Source organism: Streptomyces sp. SAI-170 (genome assembly GCF_049739565.1).
In the GTDB taxonomy this organism is placed as follows: domain Bacteria; phylum Actinomycetota; class Actinomycetes; order Streptomycetales; family Streptomycetaceae; genus Streptomyces.
Window position 1 is genome coordinate 2,432,064 of the sequence record NZ_JBMGQD010000001.1, and the last position, 15,726, is coordinate 2,447,789.

The following is a 15,726-nucleotide window of genomic DNA, read 5'->3' on the forward strand; positions in this document are numbered from 1 at the left end:
TCGGGGGACTGGGCCGGGGCTGCGTCCGGGGGTGGCGCCGTTTCGGGTTCCGGGTTCGGGGCGGCTTCGGTTCCGCCTGTGCCGCCGGTTCCGGGGGCACCTTTCACGCCGCCTGCGCCTGCGTCGGCTTCTACGCCTGCGCCTGCGCCCGGTGCGCCTTTTACGCCGCCTGCGCCTGCCGCGCCCGCTCCTGGGGCGCCCTTCACTCCTCCTGCGCCCGCGCCCGGTGCTGCGTTCACGCCCCCGGCGCCCGCTCCGGGAGCGTCTTTCACTCCGCCCGCGCCAGCGCCTGCGCCTGGTGCGCCGTTCACGCCGCCCGCGACTCCTGTGACGCCTCCGCCGCCGACCGGCAGCCCCATCGCCGTGCCCAAGCTGCCGGTGGGGAGCGGGTTCGAGCCGCAGCGGCCGCAGGAGGACGTCCCCGAGACGCCCGAGGTCGATGCCGCGTCCCCGAGTGCGCTGCCGAGCTTTGCCGTGAGCGGGTTCGGGGCGCGTGCCGAGGAGTCCAGGGACGCCGAGGAGACCACGGAGACCGAGTCCGGGGACTCCGGCAGCGGTGACCTGGAGAGCGGGGCCACCATGCGCTTCTCCGCCGTCGCGCTGAAGCGGGAGATCGCGGAGCGCGCGGCTGAGGTCGAGGCCGAGTCCGAGGCTCAGTCCGAGTCCGAGTCCGAGGAGAGGGACAGCCTCTCGGACGGTGATGAGGCCGAGGACAAGGTCGAGGTGGAGGCGGACTCGTCCGACACCGACACCGAGGCGGAGTCCGACCCCGACTCCGACGACTCCGCCGAGCCCGTCGACGCCGTGGACGTCGAGGATGAGGATGCCGCTCCGGCCGAGGACACCGCTGCCCCCGTGGCCGACGAGCCCGAGGACGCCGTGCCTCTGAACGTCGCCGTGGACGATGTCGAGGACGTCCAGGACACGGAGAGCACCGAGGACACCGAGGGCGCCGAGCCTTCCGACGCGGAGCCCGAGCCGGTGGACGCGGTCCCGGCCGATGCCGTACCGCAGGACGCTGAGCCGCAGGACGCTGAGCCGCAGGACGCTGAGCCGCAGGACGCCGTGACCGGCATCCCCGCCGGGGTCCCGGGCATCACGCCGCCCGAGTGGGCTCCCGCGGCGACGGAGGAGAAGGCGTCGCCGGTGGCGCCTCAGCCGTACCAGCCCTCCGCGCCCGCCCCGGCGGCTCAGTGGCCGGCTCAGCCGCAGGCGCAGCCCTCCGTGCCTCCGGCGCCCGCGCAGCCCCAGCCGGCCGCCGCCGCTCCGGCCGCACCGCAGGATCAGCCCGCCGTGCCCGCGCAGCAGCCGCCCTTCCAGCCGGAGGCTCCGCAGCCCGCGCCCGCCGCCTGGAACCAGCCGCCCGCGCCCACCGCGCCGCAGCCGCAGCCCGGCTACGGCTTCCCCCAGCCGCCCGCGCCCAACCCGCAGAGCGGCTACGGCTTCCCTCAGCCGCCGTCGCCCCAAGCCCAGCCCGGCTACGGCTTCCCGCAGCCCGGTGCCCCGGCGCCCGCGGCCCAGCAGCCGGCTCAGCAGCCCGCCCCGCAGGTACCCGCGCAGCCCGCGCCTCCTGCTCCGGCCGCGCCGCAGCCCGGGTTCGGCGTCCCGCAGCCCGGCGCCCCGCTGCCCAACGCCGCTGCGCAGCCCGGCGGTTACGGCTTCCCGCAGGCACCTGCCCCGGCGGAGGCCCCGCAGCAGCCGCAGGCACCCCAGGCCCCGCAGGCCTACGCCCAGCAGCCCTCGCCCCAGCCCCAGCCCCCGCAGCCCGACGGCGGCCAGGCGCAGCCCCCGCAGCCGCAGTACCCGCAGGCCGCCCAGCCGCTCCCCCACCAGCAGCCCGCCCCGGAGCACGGCCAGCCCGGTCAGCCCGGTCAGCACCCCCAGCCGCCGCAGCAGCCTCAGCCTCCGGTCGACCCCCGGGCCGGTGCCGCCTGGCCGCAGCCGATGCAGCACGATCAGCGGCAGCCGACCAACCCGGGTGCGGCGCCGCTGGGTTACACGGCGGCGGTCGAGCTGTCGTCGGACCGGCTGCTCAACAACAAGAAGCAGAAGGCGAAGAGCGGCCGCCCGGCTGCCGCGCCCTCGCGGTTCAAGATCGGTGGCAAGAAGGAGGAGGCCGAGCGGCAGCGCAAGCTGCAGCTGATCCGTACGCCGGTGCTGTCCTGCTACCGGATCGCGGTCATCAGCCTCAAGGGCGGTGTCGGCAAGACGACGACCACGACCGCGCTGGGCGCCACGCTCGCCAGCGAGCGGCAGGACAAGATCCTCGCGATCGACGCCAACCCGGACGCCGGTACCCTCGGGCGCCGCGTGCGGCGGGAGACCGGGGCGACGATCCGCGACCTCGTGCAGGCGATCCCGTACCTGAACTCGTACATGGACATCAGGCGGTTCACCTCCCAGGCGCCGTCCGGTCTGGAGATCATCGCCAACGACGTCGACCCGGCGGTGTCGACGACGTTCAACGACGAGGACTACCGGCGCGCGATCGACGTGCTGGGCAAGCAGTACCCGGTCATCCTCACGGACTCGGGCACCGGTCTGCTCTACAGCGCGATGCGCGGTGTGCTGGACCTCGCCGACCAGCTCATCATCATCTCGACGCCGTCCGTGGACGGTGCCTCCAGCGCCAGCACCACGCTGGACTGGCTGTCCGCGCACGGGTACGCGGACCTGGTCTCCCGGTCCATCACCGTCATCTCCGGGGTCCGTGAGACCGGCAAGATGATCAAGGTCGAGGACATCGTGGCGCACTTCGAGACGCGGTGCCGCGGGGTCGTCGTCGTGCCGTTCGACGAGCATCTGGCCGCCGGTGCGGAGGTCGACCTCGACATGATGCGGCCCAAGGTGCGGGAGTCGTACTTCAACCTCGCCGCGATGGTCGCCGAGGACTTCGTACGGCATCAGCAGTCGCACGGTCTGTGGACCAGCGACGGCAACCCGCCCCCGGTCGCCGCTCCGCCGCTGCCGGGCCAGCCCATGCCCGGGCAGCCCATGCCGGGCCAGCCCTACCCGCAGCAGCAGCCGTACCCACCGCAGCAGGCCCAGGCACCCCAGGCACCCCAGGCCCCGCAGCCGGGACAGCCCTACCAGGCCCAGCCGTACCCGGCACAGCAACCGCAGCACCCTCAGGCGCCGCAGCCCGGGCAGCAGGCGCAGCCGCCCTACGGTCAGCCGTATCCGCCGCAGCAGCCCGGCCAGCCGGGGCAGCCCTATCCGCAGGCGCCTCAGCAGCCGGGGCAGCCCTACCCGCAGGCCCCCCAGCAGCCGGGGCAGCCGCCCCAGCAGTAACCCGGTCGGCAACGCAAAGGGCGGCCGGTGCCCCGCAAGGCACCGGCCGCCCTTCGGCGTCGTAGGAGAGGCGCTCCGCAAGAGAGGCACTCCCCGCGAGAACTACTCCGCGGCGGCGATCAGCTCCCGGCACTTCTTCACATCGGCCGCCATCTGCTCCAGCAGCCCCTCCAGCGAGTCGAACTTGGCCTGGCCGCGCACGAAGGCGAGGAAGTCGACGGCGACATGGAGGCCGTACAGGTCGAGGCCGACGCGGTCGATGGCGTACGCCTCGACGGTGCGCTCGGTGCCGTCGAACTGCGGGTTCGTGCCGACGGAGATCGCGGCCGGCATGGCCTCGCCCTCGACGTGCAGCCAGCCGGCGTAGACGCCGTCGGCGGGGATGGCGGTGTGCGGGAGGGTCTCGACGTTGGCGGTGGGGAAGCCGAGCTCGCGGCCGCGCTGGGCGCCGCGCACGACGACGCCCTCGACGCGGTGCGGACGGCCGAGGATCTCCGCGGCGCCCTCGACGTCGCCCTGGCCGACCAGGCGCCGGGTCAGGGTCGAGGAGAACGGCTCGCCGCCGCCCGCCGAGCCACTGACGTACAGGTCGACGACCTCGACCTCGAAGTCGTACGTCTCACCCTGCTCGGTGAGGAAGGCGACGTCGCCGGCGGCCTTGTGGCCGAAGCGGAAGTTGGGGCCCTCGACGACGGCCTTGGCGTGCAGCTTGTCGACCAGCACCTTGGCGACGAAGTCGGCGGGCGACAGCTTGGAGAACTCGGTGGTGAAGGGGAGGATCAGCACCGCGTCCACACCCAGCGCGGCGCACAGTTCGGCGCGGCGGTGGTGCGGGGCCAGCAGCGGCGGGTGGCTGCCGGGGCGGACGACCTCGCTGGGGTGCGGGTCGAAGGTGACGAGGACACAGGGCACGCCCAGCTCGCGGGCGCGGTCCACGGCGTGCTTGATGATCAGTTGGTGACCGCGGTGGACTCCGTCGTAGGAGCCGATGGTGACGACGCTGCGCCCCCAGTCCTGGGGGATGTCCTCCAAGCCACGCCAGCGCTGCACTGTGACCGCTCCTCGAACCCGTGTCTGACTCATTACGGCTGCCTCTTATGCAGGTCTAAGGGTGCCATGCCGGGTGGCCGGTGCTCTCATCGGCGTCCGTGCTGTGACGGTTCGCACGTGGGAGCACGGGATCATGACGGGTCATGGCGGGGTCATCACGGAGTCATACGGATACGACGGCCCCCGCGATGTTCTCGATCATGCGGCGGGTGCTGGGGCCGACCATCGCCGACCACTCATGGGGGGCGTCGGTCAGCCAGCCGGTGACACGGGCGGCGAAGCCGGGCAGATGGCGGCCGAGGTCGACCAGGGCGCGGTCGTAGGCGGTGGCACCCTCGGGCGTGCGGACGAGCAGCAGGCCGACGCGGTGGACGAGGTCGCGCAGGCCGTCGCCGCCGTGTGCGGCCGCGGCGCGCAGCAGGGCGTCCAGGACGGCCGGGTCGCGCTCCCGGTCGAGGAGGAGCGCGCGCAGTTCGGTACGGAGCGGGCCGGGCGCGGCGATCACTCCGGCCAGGGCGGCCCGCACCGGAACCGGGCCGCCGTCCAGCAGCCCGGTGAGCAGCGGCAGCAGCACGGCCCGCGCCTGCGGGCCCTGGTCCAGGCGCCGGTCGGCGTACCCGGCGAGGTCCCCGGCGGTCTCCGGGCGCCGCTCGACGACCTCCCGCACCAGCGCGGCGACCCGCAGGGCCAGGCCGGGCGTGGTGGCGTCGGCGAGGGCCCGCAGGGCTTCGCCGACCTCGGACAGCGGGCAGCGCTGCTCCGTGAGGCGCTCGCGGAAGGCGGCCAGGACCGGATCCGGGTGGGTGTTGAGGGCGGCGAGCACGGCGTTCGGCGGGAGCTGGGGGTCGCCCTCGGCGAAGTGCCGCAGGGCCTCGGGGAGGTACCGGGCGCGGGTGCGGGGGTCGCGGACGAGGAGGCCGAGGGCGCCGCCGTGCAGGGTGCGGTCGGTGGGGCGGGCGAGCAGGGCGAGGGCGGCGTAGCGGAGCAGCTCGCGGTCGGCGTCGGTGTGCAGGTGCGGGGCGGTGCGCAGGCCGTAGGTGACGGCCGCGACGCGGCGCGCGGGCCGTTCGTCGTGCGCCCACCGGTCCACGGCCCGGCACACCGCCGACGGCTCCTCCTCGGCCAGAACCCCGAGCAGTTCGTCCCCGCGCCGGTGCGCGCTGTCGACGAGCGCCTCGGTGAGGTCGTCCAAAGCGCGGTGCCGATGGGTGTGCAGCAGCGCCTGCGCGGCCGTCGCGACGGTGGCGTGCGGCGTCGCGGGCAGCGGCCGCTCGTCGTCGAACCAGCGTGTCAGCTGCGGTTGTACGGCGGTGGGGTCGGCGGCGAGCAGCCTGGCCGTCGCGTCCAGGTATCGGTCCCCTCCGGGGTCGGTCTCGTGCGGGGCGGGGTCGGCGAGGACGAGGCGGCGCAGGAGGTCGAAGCGGTCGGTGTCGCCGAGCGCCAGGCCGGTCCAGAAGTCCGGCCCGAACTCCCGCGGCACGGGCCGCCCTTGGCGCCGCCGGTCCACGATCGTCTCGGCGAGCAGCCGCAGCACCGGGGTGTACGGCGTGGCGTCCGGCACGCGGGTGAGGACCTCTGCGAACAGCCGGGCGGCCCACCAGGAGTGCGGGTCGGCGTCCAGGGCGTGCGCCAACTCGGCCAGTTTCTCGGCCAGTCGGCCGCTGCCCTGCTGGCGGGCCACGAGCAGCAGGGCCTCGACGACGGGGCCGATGCGGTGGTGCGGGACCGGGACGGGGTGGGCGGTGTCCGGGGTACGGCGGTGGTGGACCAGGGCGCGCAGGGCCTCGTCGAGGTCGAGGTGCATGCCCTGGATCCAGTCGGCGAACTCCTCGTGGGCGAAGCGGTAGCCGGTGCCGGCCGGGACGAGGAGGCCCTCGGTGAGGACGGCGGACGCCCAGCCGGTGCCTCCGCCGAGCCGGGCGGGGGCGGGGCCCCACGGGAACACCGCTTCGAAGGACTCCCGGTCCAGCTCGCCCTGGCCGGGGCCGAGGCTGCGCCGGGCCGCCTCGTGGACCTGGCCGGAGACCCGGGCGGCGAGACGGCGTACGGCGGTGCCGCGCAGGCCGTTCTCGACGGCGAGACGGACGGCGACGCGCAGGCACATCAGGTCGAGCCAGCCGGCGAGGACGTCGTCGCGGTCGAGGTGGGGCGTGGGTGTGTCGGGCAGCGCGGCGCGCACCTCGGACAGCAGGCGCAGGGTGAGGGGGTGCCGGGCGTCGGCCTGCGCGAGCACGCCCTCGGGGATGCCGTAGCGGGCACGGGCCTCGCGGGCCTCGTCGGGGGTGAGGTCGCCCAGCGGCACACAGGGTGGGAGCCGCCCCGGAGCCTCGCCCCCGCCGCCCCTGCCCGTCCCGTCCCCCAGGGGCTCCGCCCCTTCCCGAGAAGCCCCGTGCAGCAGCTCTCGCGGGAACTCCGCCCCCGCCCCCTCCCAGTACTCGGCCCGGCACGCCACCACCAGCCGCGCCCCGGTCGCGCACAGCCAGTCGGCGGTGCCCCGGGTCCACTCGGGGAGGCGGTGGGCCAGGACCGGCGGCATCTCCTCGGGGCCGTCGAGCAGCAGAAGCAGCGGCCGGCCGGCGACGCGGGCGACCCGGGCGAGGCGCTCGGGGGTGAGGTCGCCGAGGTCGGCGGGCAGGGCGGGGGTCGAGGCGCGCAGGATGCGGGCGGCCCGGGTCAGCGCACGCCGTGCCGCGTCGGCGACCGAGACGTCGGAGTCCCGCAGGTCCGCGCCGCGCAGCCACAGCGTGGGCGCCGGTTCGGGTCCGCGATGCCGCCGTGCTGCGAGGGCCGCGAGTTCCGTCGTACGCCCGCTGCCGGGTGCCCCGACGAGGCCGAGAACGACGGCGGGGCCCAGGGCCGACGCGCGGTCGACGACCCGCTCCCCCGACTCCACCGGGCCGGACCCACCACTGCCACCCGGGCGGCACATGGCGAACCCAGCGGCGCCCCCGCCCTGTTCACCCGGCTCACGGTCGGCCCCGCCGAACCCCGCACCGACCCACTCCCCCGACCCAACCGGGCCGGACCCACCACTGCCACCCGGGCGGCACATGGCGAACCCAGCGGCGCCCCCGCCCTGTTCACCCGGCTCACGGTCGGCCCCGCCGAACCCCGCACCGGCCCGCTTCCCCGACTCCGCCCGGGTGAACTCCGCGAACTCCCCCGCCACGTCGGCCCGTTCGACCGGCGGCACCCCCACGTCGCCGGACGGCCCGTCGCAGCCGACCGAGGTGGCGGTGAGTTGGAGGACGCCCGCGAGGTTGAGGTCGGCGCCATAGGCGGGGACGGTGGCCGCGTTGCGGGTGAGGAGGTCGGTGAGGGCGGCGACGGGGCGTAGCGGGACGGCGAAGCCGGCCTCGCGGGGCCCGCACTGCAGGGCCGTGCCCAGGACGCCGATCACCGCGCCGGTCGTCGCGTCGAGCACGGGTCCGCCGGCCGCTCCCCCGCCCAGCCTGAGCGCGTCGCGCCCCGCCGTGCCGATCGCCAGCTCCAGGGCGTCGTCGAGGGCGTGGAAGCGGTCGGTGGCCGTGTACGTCACTGACGTGGAGCCCAGGACCCGTGCCTCGCGCCAGCGTCCCGCGGCCAGCCGCACATACGTGCCTGCGTCGATCCGGTCCCGCACGGTCACCGGGAGCGGGTCCACGCCGAGGCCGTCGGTGTGGACGAGGGCGAGGTCCAGGGCGGGCAACGGGGTCACCGCGTCGGCGCCCACGACGCACGAGCGCTGTGCCGCGGTCCGCAGCACCAGCCGGGGCAGTCCGTCCACGGCTTCATGGCTGGTGATCAGGGTGCCGTGGTGGTCGGCGAGGAACCCGATCCCGCGCGGCCGCCCGGCGAGGTCGTGCACCTGCACGAGGACGTCGTCGCGGGCGGTACCGGGAGGCGGGGGCGGCTGTCCGTCGCCGTACAGCAGCGCGGGGATGCCGGAATCGGCCGGGGTCGGCCCGGCGTCAGCGCCGCGCGGCGTGCGCGCCGTTCCCTTGCGGCGGTCGCCGTCCGCCCACGGGCCCCCTGCCGCCATGGTCGAACCTCCCCGCCTCGCACGCGTGCCCTGTTCCCGAAGGTAGGCGCGGGGTGATCAGGGGGACAGATCGCGCGGTGAACGCGCCCCCCTGCACTCCCTCGGTTCACTCCGAGCGCCTGCCCGGACGGGTGAATGGACAGGGTCGGGTGGATACACCCTAGGGGTGGGGGAACCGAGGGGGGACCGTGGAGCGGCGGCCAGAGGATGCCCCGTGATCGCCGCTCCACGGGCGGATGCCGGCCGGTGTCAGCCGAAGACCGCCAGGCTCTTCGCCTTGCCCTTGTGCGACTCGACGAGCGCCAGGAAACGGCCCTCGGGGTCGAACACGGCGACCGGCCCGGAGGCCGCGTACTCGTCCGGCATCTCCAGGCGTACGCCGTTGACGAGCAGCCGGGCGCGCCTGGCGTCGATGTCCCAGCGCCGGAACGCGGCCGCGGCGGCCTCGGCGATCGGCATCACCGTCAGCTCCTGCTGGAGCTGGTCCAGCGTCTTCGCCGTGTCCAGCTTGTACGGCCCGACGCGTGTGCGGCGCAGCGCGGTGAGGTGGCCGCCGACGCCCAGGTCGGCGCCCAGGTCCCGGGCGAGGGCGCGGATGTAGGTGCCGGAGGAGCAGGTCACCGAGACGACCAGGTCGAGGACGGGCGTGCCGTCCTCGGCGACCGCGTCGCGGACGTCGTACACCGCGAAGGACGAGATGGTGACCGGGCGGGCCGGGATCTCGAAGTCCTCGCCGTCGCGTGCCCGCTTGTAGGAGCGCACGCCGTCGATCTTGATGGCGCTGACCTTGGACGGCACCTGCATGATGTCGCCGCTGAGCCTGGCGATGCCCGCGTCGATGGCGTCCCGGGTGACCTTCGAGGCGTCGACCGACCCCGTGATCTCGCCCTCGGCATCGTCGGTGACGGTCGTCTGGCCCAGGCGGATCGTGCCCAGGTATTCCTTCTCGGTCAGCGCGAGGTGCCCGAGGAGCTTGGTCGCGCGCTCCACGCCGAGGACGAGGACGCCCGTCGCCATCGGGTCGAGCGTGCCGGCGTGGCCGACGCGGCGGGTGCGGGCGATGCCGCGCATCTTGGCGACCACGTCGTGCGAGGTGAAGCCCGACGGCTTGTCGACGATGACAAGGCCGTCGGGCGTGGTGTGCTTCTGGGTCATTCGGCGGCGTCGTCCGTCTCGTCGGCGTCGTCCGGCTTGCGGTACGGGTCCGCCCCGCCGGCGTAGTCGGCGCCGGCCGAGACCTCGCGCACCTTGGCGTCGGACTGGCGCGCCTTGTCGAGGAGGTCCTCGATGGTCTTGGCGGTGTCCGGCAGGGCGTCGGCGACGAAGGTCAGCGTCGGGGTGAACTTCACGCCCGCCGCGGCACCCACCGCGCTGCGGAGCACGCCCTTGGCGCTCTCCAGACCGGCGGCCGCCGCCTTCCGCTCCTCCTCGTCCCCGTACACGGTGTAGAAGACGGTCGCCTCCCGCAGATCCCCGGTGACCCGGGTGTCCGTGATGGTGACGTGCGAGCCGAGCCGCGGGTCCTTGATCCCGCGCTGCAGCTTCTGGGCCACTACTTCCCGGATGAGGTCCGCCAGCCTCTTGGCCCGCGCGTTGTCGGCCACTGGTCCGTCTCCTTAAAAGTTTCTTGCTTCTTGCTTCAGTCTTCGTCGCTGTGGAGCCTGCGTCGAACCGAGAGCAGCTCCACCTCGGGCCGCCCGGCGACCAGCCGCTCACAGCGGTCCAGTACGTCGCTGAGGTGCCCGGTGTCCCCCGAGACGAGCGCCAGCCCGATCTCGGCCCTGCGGTGGAGGTCCTGGTGGCCCGTCTCCGCCGCGCTCACTCCGTACTTGCGCTGGAGCTCGGCGACGATCGGACGGACCAGGGAGCGCTTCTCCTTGAGCGAGTGGACGTCGCCGAGGAGCAGATCGAAGGACAGAGTCCCCACATACATGTGTGTGTCCGGATGTCCCGCCGGTTCGGGGTACGGGCGCCGGGCCGAGAGTGCCGGCGCCGATACGGGAACCGTACACGCAACGGCCGGGGCCGATCGACGGAAATAACTTCCGCCGACCGGCCCCGGTCGCGTGTCAGGTCACGCGCGCGGCTTCTCGCGCATCTCGTACGTCGCGATGACGTCGTCGACCTTGATGTCGTTGAAGTTTCCGAGGTTGATACCACCCTCGTAGCCTTCGCGGATCTCGGTGACGTCGTCCTTGAAGCGACGCAGGCCCTCGATGTTGAGGTTCTCCGCGACGACCTTGCCGTCGCGGATGAGGCGCGCCTTGGTGTTGCGCTTGACCTCGCCCGACCGGATGAGCACACCGGCGATGTTGCCCAGCTTGGACGACTTGAAGACCTCGCGGATCTCCGCCGTGCCGAGCTCGACCTCTTCGTACTCCGGCTTGAGCATGCCCTTGAGGGCCGCCTCGATCTCCTCGATCGCCTGGTAGATGACCGAGTAGTACCGGACGTCCACGCCCTCGCGCTCGGCCATCTGCGCCGCGCGGCCGGCCGCGCGGACGTTGAAGCCGATCACGATGGCGTCGGAGCCCATCGCCAGGTCGATGTCGGACTCCGTGACCGCACCGACGCCGCGGTGCAGGACGCGGATGTCGACCTCTTCGCCGACGTCCAGCTGGAGCAGGGAGGACTCGAGGGCCTCGACGGAACCAGACGCGTCACCCTTGATGATCAGGTTCAGCTGCTGGATCTCGCCGGCCTTCAGGACCTTGTCCAGGTCCTCCAGCGAGACGCGACGCGTGCGCTTGGCGAAGGCCGCGTTGCGCTCACGGGCGGCACGCTTCTCGGCGATCTGACGGGCCGTACGGTCCTCGTCGACCACCAGGAAGTTGTCACCCGCACCCGGGACGTTGGTCAGGCCCAGGACCTGGACCGGCGTCGACGGGCCGGCCTCGGCGACGTTGTTGCCGTTGTCGTCGAGCATGGCGCGCACTCGGCCGTAGGCGTCGCCCACGACCATCGTGTCGCCGACCCGCAGCGTGCCTCGCTGGACGAGGACCGTCGCCACGGCACCGCGGCCGCGGTCGAGGCGGGACTCGATCGAGATGCCCTGCGCGTCCTGGTTCGGGTTGGCCCGCAGGTCGAGCGAGGCGTCGGCCGTGAGGATCACGGCCTCCAGCAGCGAGTCGATGTGCAGACCCTGCTTGGCGGAGATGTCGACGAACATGGTGTCGCCGCCGTACTCCTCGGCCACCAGGCCGTACTCGGTCAGCTGACCGCGCACCTTGGTCGGGTCGGCGCCCTCGACGTCGATCTTGTTGACCGCGACGACGATCGGGACGTCGGCCGCCTTGGCGTGGTTGAGCGCCTCGACCGTCTGCGGCATGACGCCGTCGTTGGCCGCGACGACCAGGATCGCGATGTCCGTCGACCGGGCACCACGGGCACGCATGGCGGTGAACGCCTCGTGACCCGGGGTGTCGATGAAGGTGATCGCGCGGTCCTCGTCGTTGACCTGGGTCGAGACCTGGTAGGCACCGATGTGCTGGGTGATGCCGCCGGCCTCGCCCGCGATGACGTTCGTCTTGCGGATGGCGTCGAGCAGTCGGGTCTTACCGTGGTCGACGTGACCCATGACGGTGACGACCGGCGGGCGGACCACCAGGTCCTCCTCGTCGCCCTCGTCCTCGCCGAACTCGATGTCGAAGGACTCGAGCAGCTCGCGGTCCTCCTCCTCCGGGCTGACGATCTGAACCTGGTAGTTCATCTCGCCCGCGAGGAGCTGGAGGGTCTCGTCGGAGACGGACTGGGTCGCGGTGACCATCTCGCCGAGGTTCATCATGACCGCGACGAGCGACGCCGGGTTGGCGTTGATCTTCTCCGCGAAGTCGGTGAGCGACGCACCGCGCGACAGGCGAATGGTCTCGCCGTTGCCGCGAGGCAGCATCACGCCGCCGACCGACGGGGCCTGCATGGCCTCGTACTCCTGGCGCCTCTGCCGCTTCGACTTACGGCCACGACGCGCGGGACCGCCGGGACGGCCGAAGGCGCCCTGCGTGCCACCACGGCCACCGGGACCACCGGGACGGCCACCGAAGCCGGGACGGCCACCGCCACCACCGGCGGGACCACCGGGACGGCCGCCGAAGCCGCCGCCACCGCCGCCACCGGGACCGGCGGGACGACCGGCGAAGCCGCCGCCACCGCCACCCGGACGGCCGGCGAAGCCGCCGCCACCGGGACGACCGCCGCCGCCACCGCCGGGACGACCGCCGCCACCGGGACCGCGGCCACCGGGGCCACCGCCGGGACGGGGGCCGGCAGCGGGACGCTGCGGCATCATGCCGGGGTTGGGACGCGGGCCGCCGGGGCCGCCGCCGGGACGGGGACCGCCCTGCGGACGCGGCATCGAGCCCGGAGTCGGGCGGGCACCGCCGGGAGCCTGCGGACGAGGACCGCCGCCCTGGGCGCCGGGCGCCTGCGGACGGGGACCGGCGCCGGGGGCACCGGGGCCGCCGGGACGCGGGCCACCCTGCGGGCGCGGAGCCTGCGGGCGGGCCATACCGGCGTTGCCGCCGGAGGTGAAGGGGTTGTTGCCCGGGCGCGGACCGGCCGGACGGGCACCGCCGGGACGCGGGGCCTGGCCACCGGGACGACGCTCACCCTGACCCGGACGGGCACCCTGGCCCTGGCCGGGAGCAGGACGGGAGCCGGGCTTCGGGCCGCCGGGACGCGCGGCCGGAGCGGCCGGGGCGGACGGGGCCTGCGCGGCGGGAGCCGGGGCGGACGGCGGAGCGGTGAACTCCGGGGCCGCCGGGGCCGGACGCGGCGCGGGCTTCGGGCCCGGCGTCGGGCGCGGGCCGGGGGCCGGCGCCGAGGCGGCCGGGGTCACCGGGGCCGCCGGGGCGGCGGGCGCCTGGGCCGCCGGGGCGGCGGGCGCCTGGGCCGCGGGCCTGGGGGCGGCCGGCCGCGGAGCAGCCGGACGTGCCGCCTGCGCCGGGGAGGGCGCGGGGGCGGGCTTGGGGGCAGCCTTCTTCGGGGCGGCGGGCTTGGCGGACTTGCCGCTGCCACCACCCTGGAAGGCGTCAGTCAGTTTGCGTACAACGGGCGCCTCGATGGTCGAGGATGCCGATCGGACGAATTCACCGAGTTCCTGGAGCTTGGCCATGACGACCTTGCTCTCCACACCGAACTCCTTGGCGAGTTCGTATACCCGGACCTTAGCCACTTCGCTCCTTTGAGGTCCGGGTTGCGGCCGGACCGTCGCTAGTTCATGGGCGTACTCATCGCGTACTCATCGAGTGCTCATCGCAATCTCGACCTGCTTTCGACTCGCGAGGTACCAGACCGCACGGGGTGTTCCGTACGGCGCTTCTTACGGTGTTGCCTCTTCGGCAACTGTCGACTGCTCGACGTATCGGCGCAACGCCTTTGTGTCGAGCGCTCCCGGGGCGCGCAGTGCCCGCGTGAACGCCCGGCGGCGTACCGCCTGGTCGAGACAGACGAGGGCGGGGTGCACATACGCACCCCGGCCGGGCAGCGTACCGCGTGGATCGGGGACGCACTCGTCCTTGATCGCCACGATGCGCAGCAGACCGGTCTTGGCCGTTCGCTCCCGGCACCCCACACAGGTGCGTTCAGGGCATGCGCGGGCGTGCGTCCGGCCAGACACAGTTAAGTCTACCTCCCCGTGCCGACCTCACCCTTTTGGGGCAAGAATCGAACGGTTGTTGTCGTGATCTCAGCGTCGTTCGGCTGGGATCTATTCCCCGGTCTGCTCGGTGTCGGGGCGGATGTCGATCCGCCAGCCGGTCAGCCGGGCCGCGAGCCGGGCGTTCTGCCCTTCCTTGCCGATCGCCAGCGACAGCTGGTAGTCCGGCACGGTCACGCGCGCGGAGCGGGCCGCCATGTCCACGACCTCGACCTTGGAGACCCGGGCCGGGGACAGGGCGTTGGCCACCATCTCCGCGGGGTCGTCCGACCAGTCGACGATGTCGATCTTCTCGCCGTTCAGCTCGCCCATGACATTGCGCACCCGGCCGCCCATGGGGCCGATGCAGGCGCCCTTGGCGTTCAGGCCCGAGCGGGTGGACCGTACGGCGATCTTGGTGCGGTGACCGGCCTCACGCGCGATGGCGGCGATCTCCACCGAACCGTCGGCGATCTCCGGCACCTCCAGGGCGAAGAGCTTCTTCACCAGGTTGGGGTGCGTACGCGAAAGAGTGACGGACGGGCCGCGCACACCCTTCGCCACCCGGACGACGTACGACCGCAGCCGCATGCCGTGCGGGTACGTCTCACCCGGCACCTGCTCCTGCACCGGCAGGATCGCCTCCAGCTTGCCGATGTCCACGAGCACGTTCTTCGGGTCGCGGCCCTGCTGGACCACACCGGTGACGATGTCGCCCTCGCGGCCGGCGTACTCGCCGAGCGTCGCGTCGTCCTCGGCGTCGCGCAGCCGCTGCAGGATCACCTGCTTGGCGGTGGTGGCGGCGATACGGCCGAACCCGGACGGGGTGTCGTCGAACTCGCGGACCTCCTGGCCCGGCTCGAGGTCCTCGGGGTCCTCCTTCGCCCACACGGTCACATGCCCGGTCTCCCGGTTGAGCTCCACGCGCGCGTGTCGGCGGCTTCCCTCGGTGCGGTGGTAGGCGATGAGGAGGGCCGATTCGATCGCCTCGACCAGCAGGGAGAAAGAGATCTCCTTCTCCCTGACCAAGCCCCGCAGGGCGCTCATGTCGATGTCCACGGCTACGCCTCCTCCTCTTCCTTCATGTCCTTCTTGTCCTTGCGGTTGAACTCGACCTGGACGCGCGCCCTGTCGAACTCGGAGAAGCCCAGCCGGCGGCTCGTGGCCTTGCGGCCCTTCACACCGGGGACCTCGACGTCCAGGCCGTCCTCGTCGACGCCGAGGATTCTCGCGATCAGCTCGCCGCCCTCGGTCAGCTGGAACTTCACGAGCCGGTCGACGGCGCGTGCGAAGTGCCGGTGCTCGGTGAGGAGGCGCTCCGCGCCGGGGGTGCCGACCTCCAGGTCGTAGGCCGCGTCACCCATCGCGTCGGTCTCGTCGAGCTTCGCCGAGAGCGCACGGCTCACATCGGCGATCGCGTCCAGGTCGGCACCCTCGTCCGAGTCGACGACCACGCGCAGCACACGCTTGCGGCCGACCGAGTCGACGGCGATCTCTTCCAGATCGAGGCCTTGGGAGGTGACGAGCGGCTCCAGAAGTTCTCGCAGCCTCTCGCTCTGGGTGGTGCTCATCCGGGTGACTCCTCGGCCGCGTGTGCTGTTGTGGGTTGGGGCGCGTGTCAGGTCAAAGGGTATCCGGTCCGGGGGTGTGTTGCCGTCCATGGGCGTTCGGGGCGCCTAGGAACTCGGGGGGCATGGTCGTCGTGCGAGTGCGGGTTGTCCGTGGTTGTTCG

General features: G+C 73.5%; 10 protein-coding genes. 1 reads left to right on the forward strand and 9 read right to left on the reverse strand.

The annotated features are described in order from the left end of the window. Positions 1-363 precede the first annotated feature (363 nt). Positions 364-3,291 carry an AAA family ATPase gene (locus RKD23_RS10670; RefSeq protein ID WP_424858212.1) on the forward strand — a complete coding sequence of 976 codons (2,928 nt, stop codon included), beginning with the start codon at positions 364-366 and terminating at the stop codon, positions 3,289-3,291. A 102-nt stretch (positions 3,292-3,393) separates the two neighbouring features. Here the strand turns inward: RKD23_RS10670 and RKD23_RS10675 are convergent, their stop codons facing one another. The 9 genes from RKD23_RS10675 to rimP all read right to left on the reverse strand — a co-directional run bounded on the left by RKD23_RS10675 (position 3,394) and on the right by rimP (position 15,565). Further along, positions 3,394-4,341 (reverse strand): bifunctional riboflavin kinase/FAD synthetase, encoded by a 948-nt coding sequence (locus RKD23_RS10675; protein WP_404046603.1) that lies wholly within the window; start codon positions 4,339-4,341, stop codon positions 3,394-3,396. A 163-nt stretch (positions 4,342-4,504) separates the two neighbouring features. Then, positions 4,505-8,362, reverse strand: a complete 3,858-nt coding sequence (locus tag RKD23_RS10680; RefSeq protein ID WP_424853473.1) for a serine protease — start codon at positions 8,360-8,362, stop codon at positions 4,505-4,507. Positions 8,363-8,611: 249 nt separating this feature from the next. Then, the gene (gene truB / locus RKD23_RS10685; RefSeq protein WP_424853474.1) at positions 8,612-9,517 is read right to left on the reverse strand and encodes a tRNA pseudouridine(55) synthase TruB; all 906 of its coding nucleotides are present in this window, start codon (positions 9,515-9,517) and stop codon (positions 8,612-8,614) included. After that, positions 9,514-9,966: a 30S ribosome-binding factor RbfA gene (rbfA, locus tag RKD23_RS10690; protein WP_424853475.1), complete on the reverse strand. Its 453-nt coding sequence runs from the start codon at positions 9,964-9,966 to the stop codon at positions 9,514-9,516. Before rbfA ends, truB begins: the two co-directional genes overlap by 4 nt. A gap of 35 nt (positions 9,967-10,001) precedes the next feature. Then, positions 10,002-10,295, reverse strand: coding sequence for a DUF503 domain-containing protein (locus RKD23_RS10695; protein WP_399652029.1), 294 nt, complete (start codon positions 10,293-10,295; stop codon positions 10,002-10,004). A 141-nt stretch (positions 10,296-10,436) separates the two neighbouring features. Then, entirely contained in the window at positions 10,437-13,532 is a 3,096-nt protein-coding gene (infB, locus tag RKD23_RS10700; RefSeq protein WP_424853476.1) for a translation initiation factor IF-2, read from the reverse strand. Positions 13,533-13,679: 147 nt separating this feature from the next. After that, complete coding sequence (locus tag RKD23_RS10705; RefSeq protein ID WP_404046592.1) at positions 13,680-13,976, reverse strand: YlxR family protein; 297 nt, start codon at positions 13,974-13,976, stop codon at positions 13,680-13,682. A 90-nt stretch (positions 13,977-14,066) separates the two neighbouring features. Next, positions 14,067-15,053, reverse strand: coding sequence for a transcription termination factor NusA (nusA, locus tag RKD23_RS10710; protein WP_424853477.1), 987 nt, complete (start codon positions 15,051-15,053; stop codon positions 14,067-14,069). 2 nt (positions 15,054-15,055) lie between these two features. Then, positions 15,056-15,565 (reverse strand): ribosome maturation factor RimP, encoded by a 510-nt coding sequence (gene rimP, locus RKD23_RS10715; protein WP_404046587.1) that lies wholly within the window; start codon positions 15,563-15,565, stop codon positions 15,056-15,058. Positions 15,566-15,726: the final 161 nt, after the last annotated feature.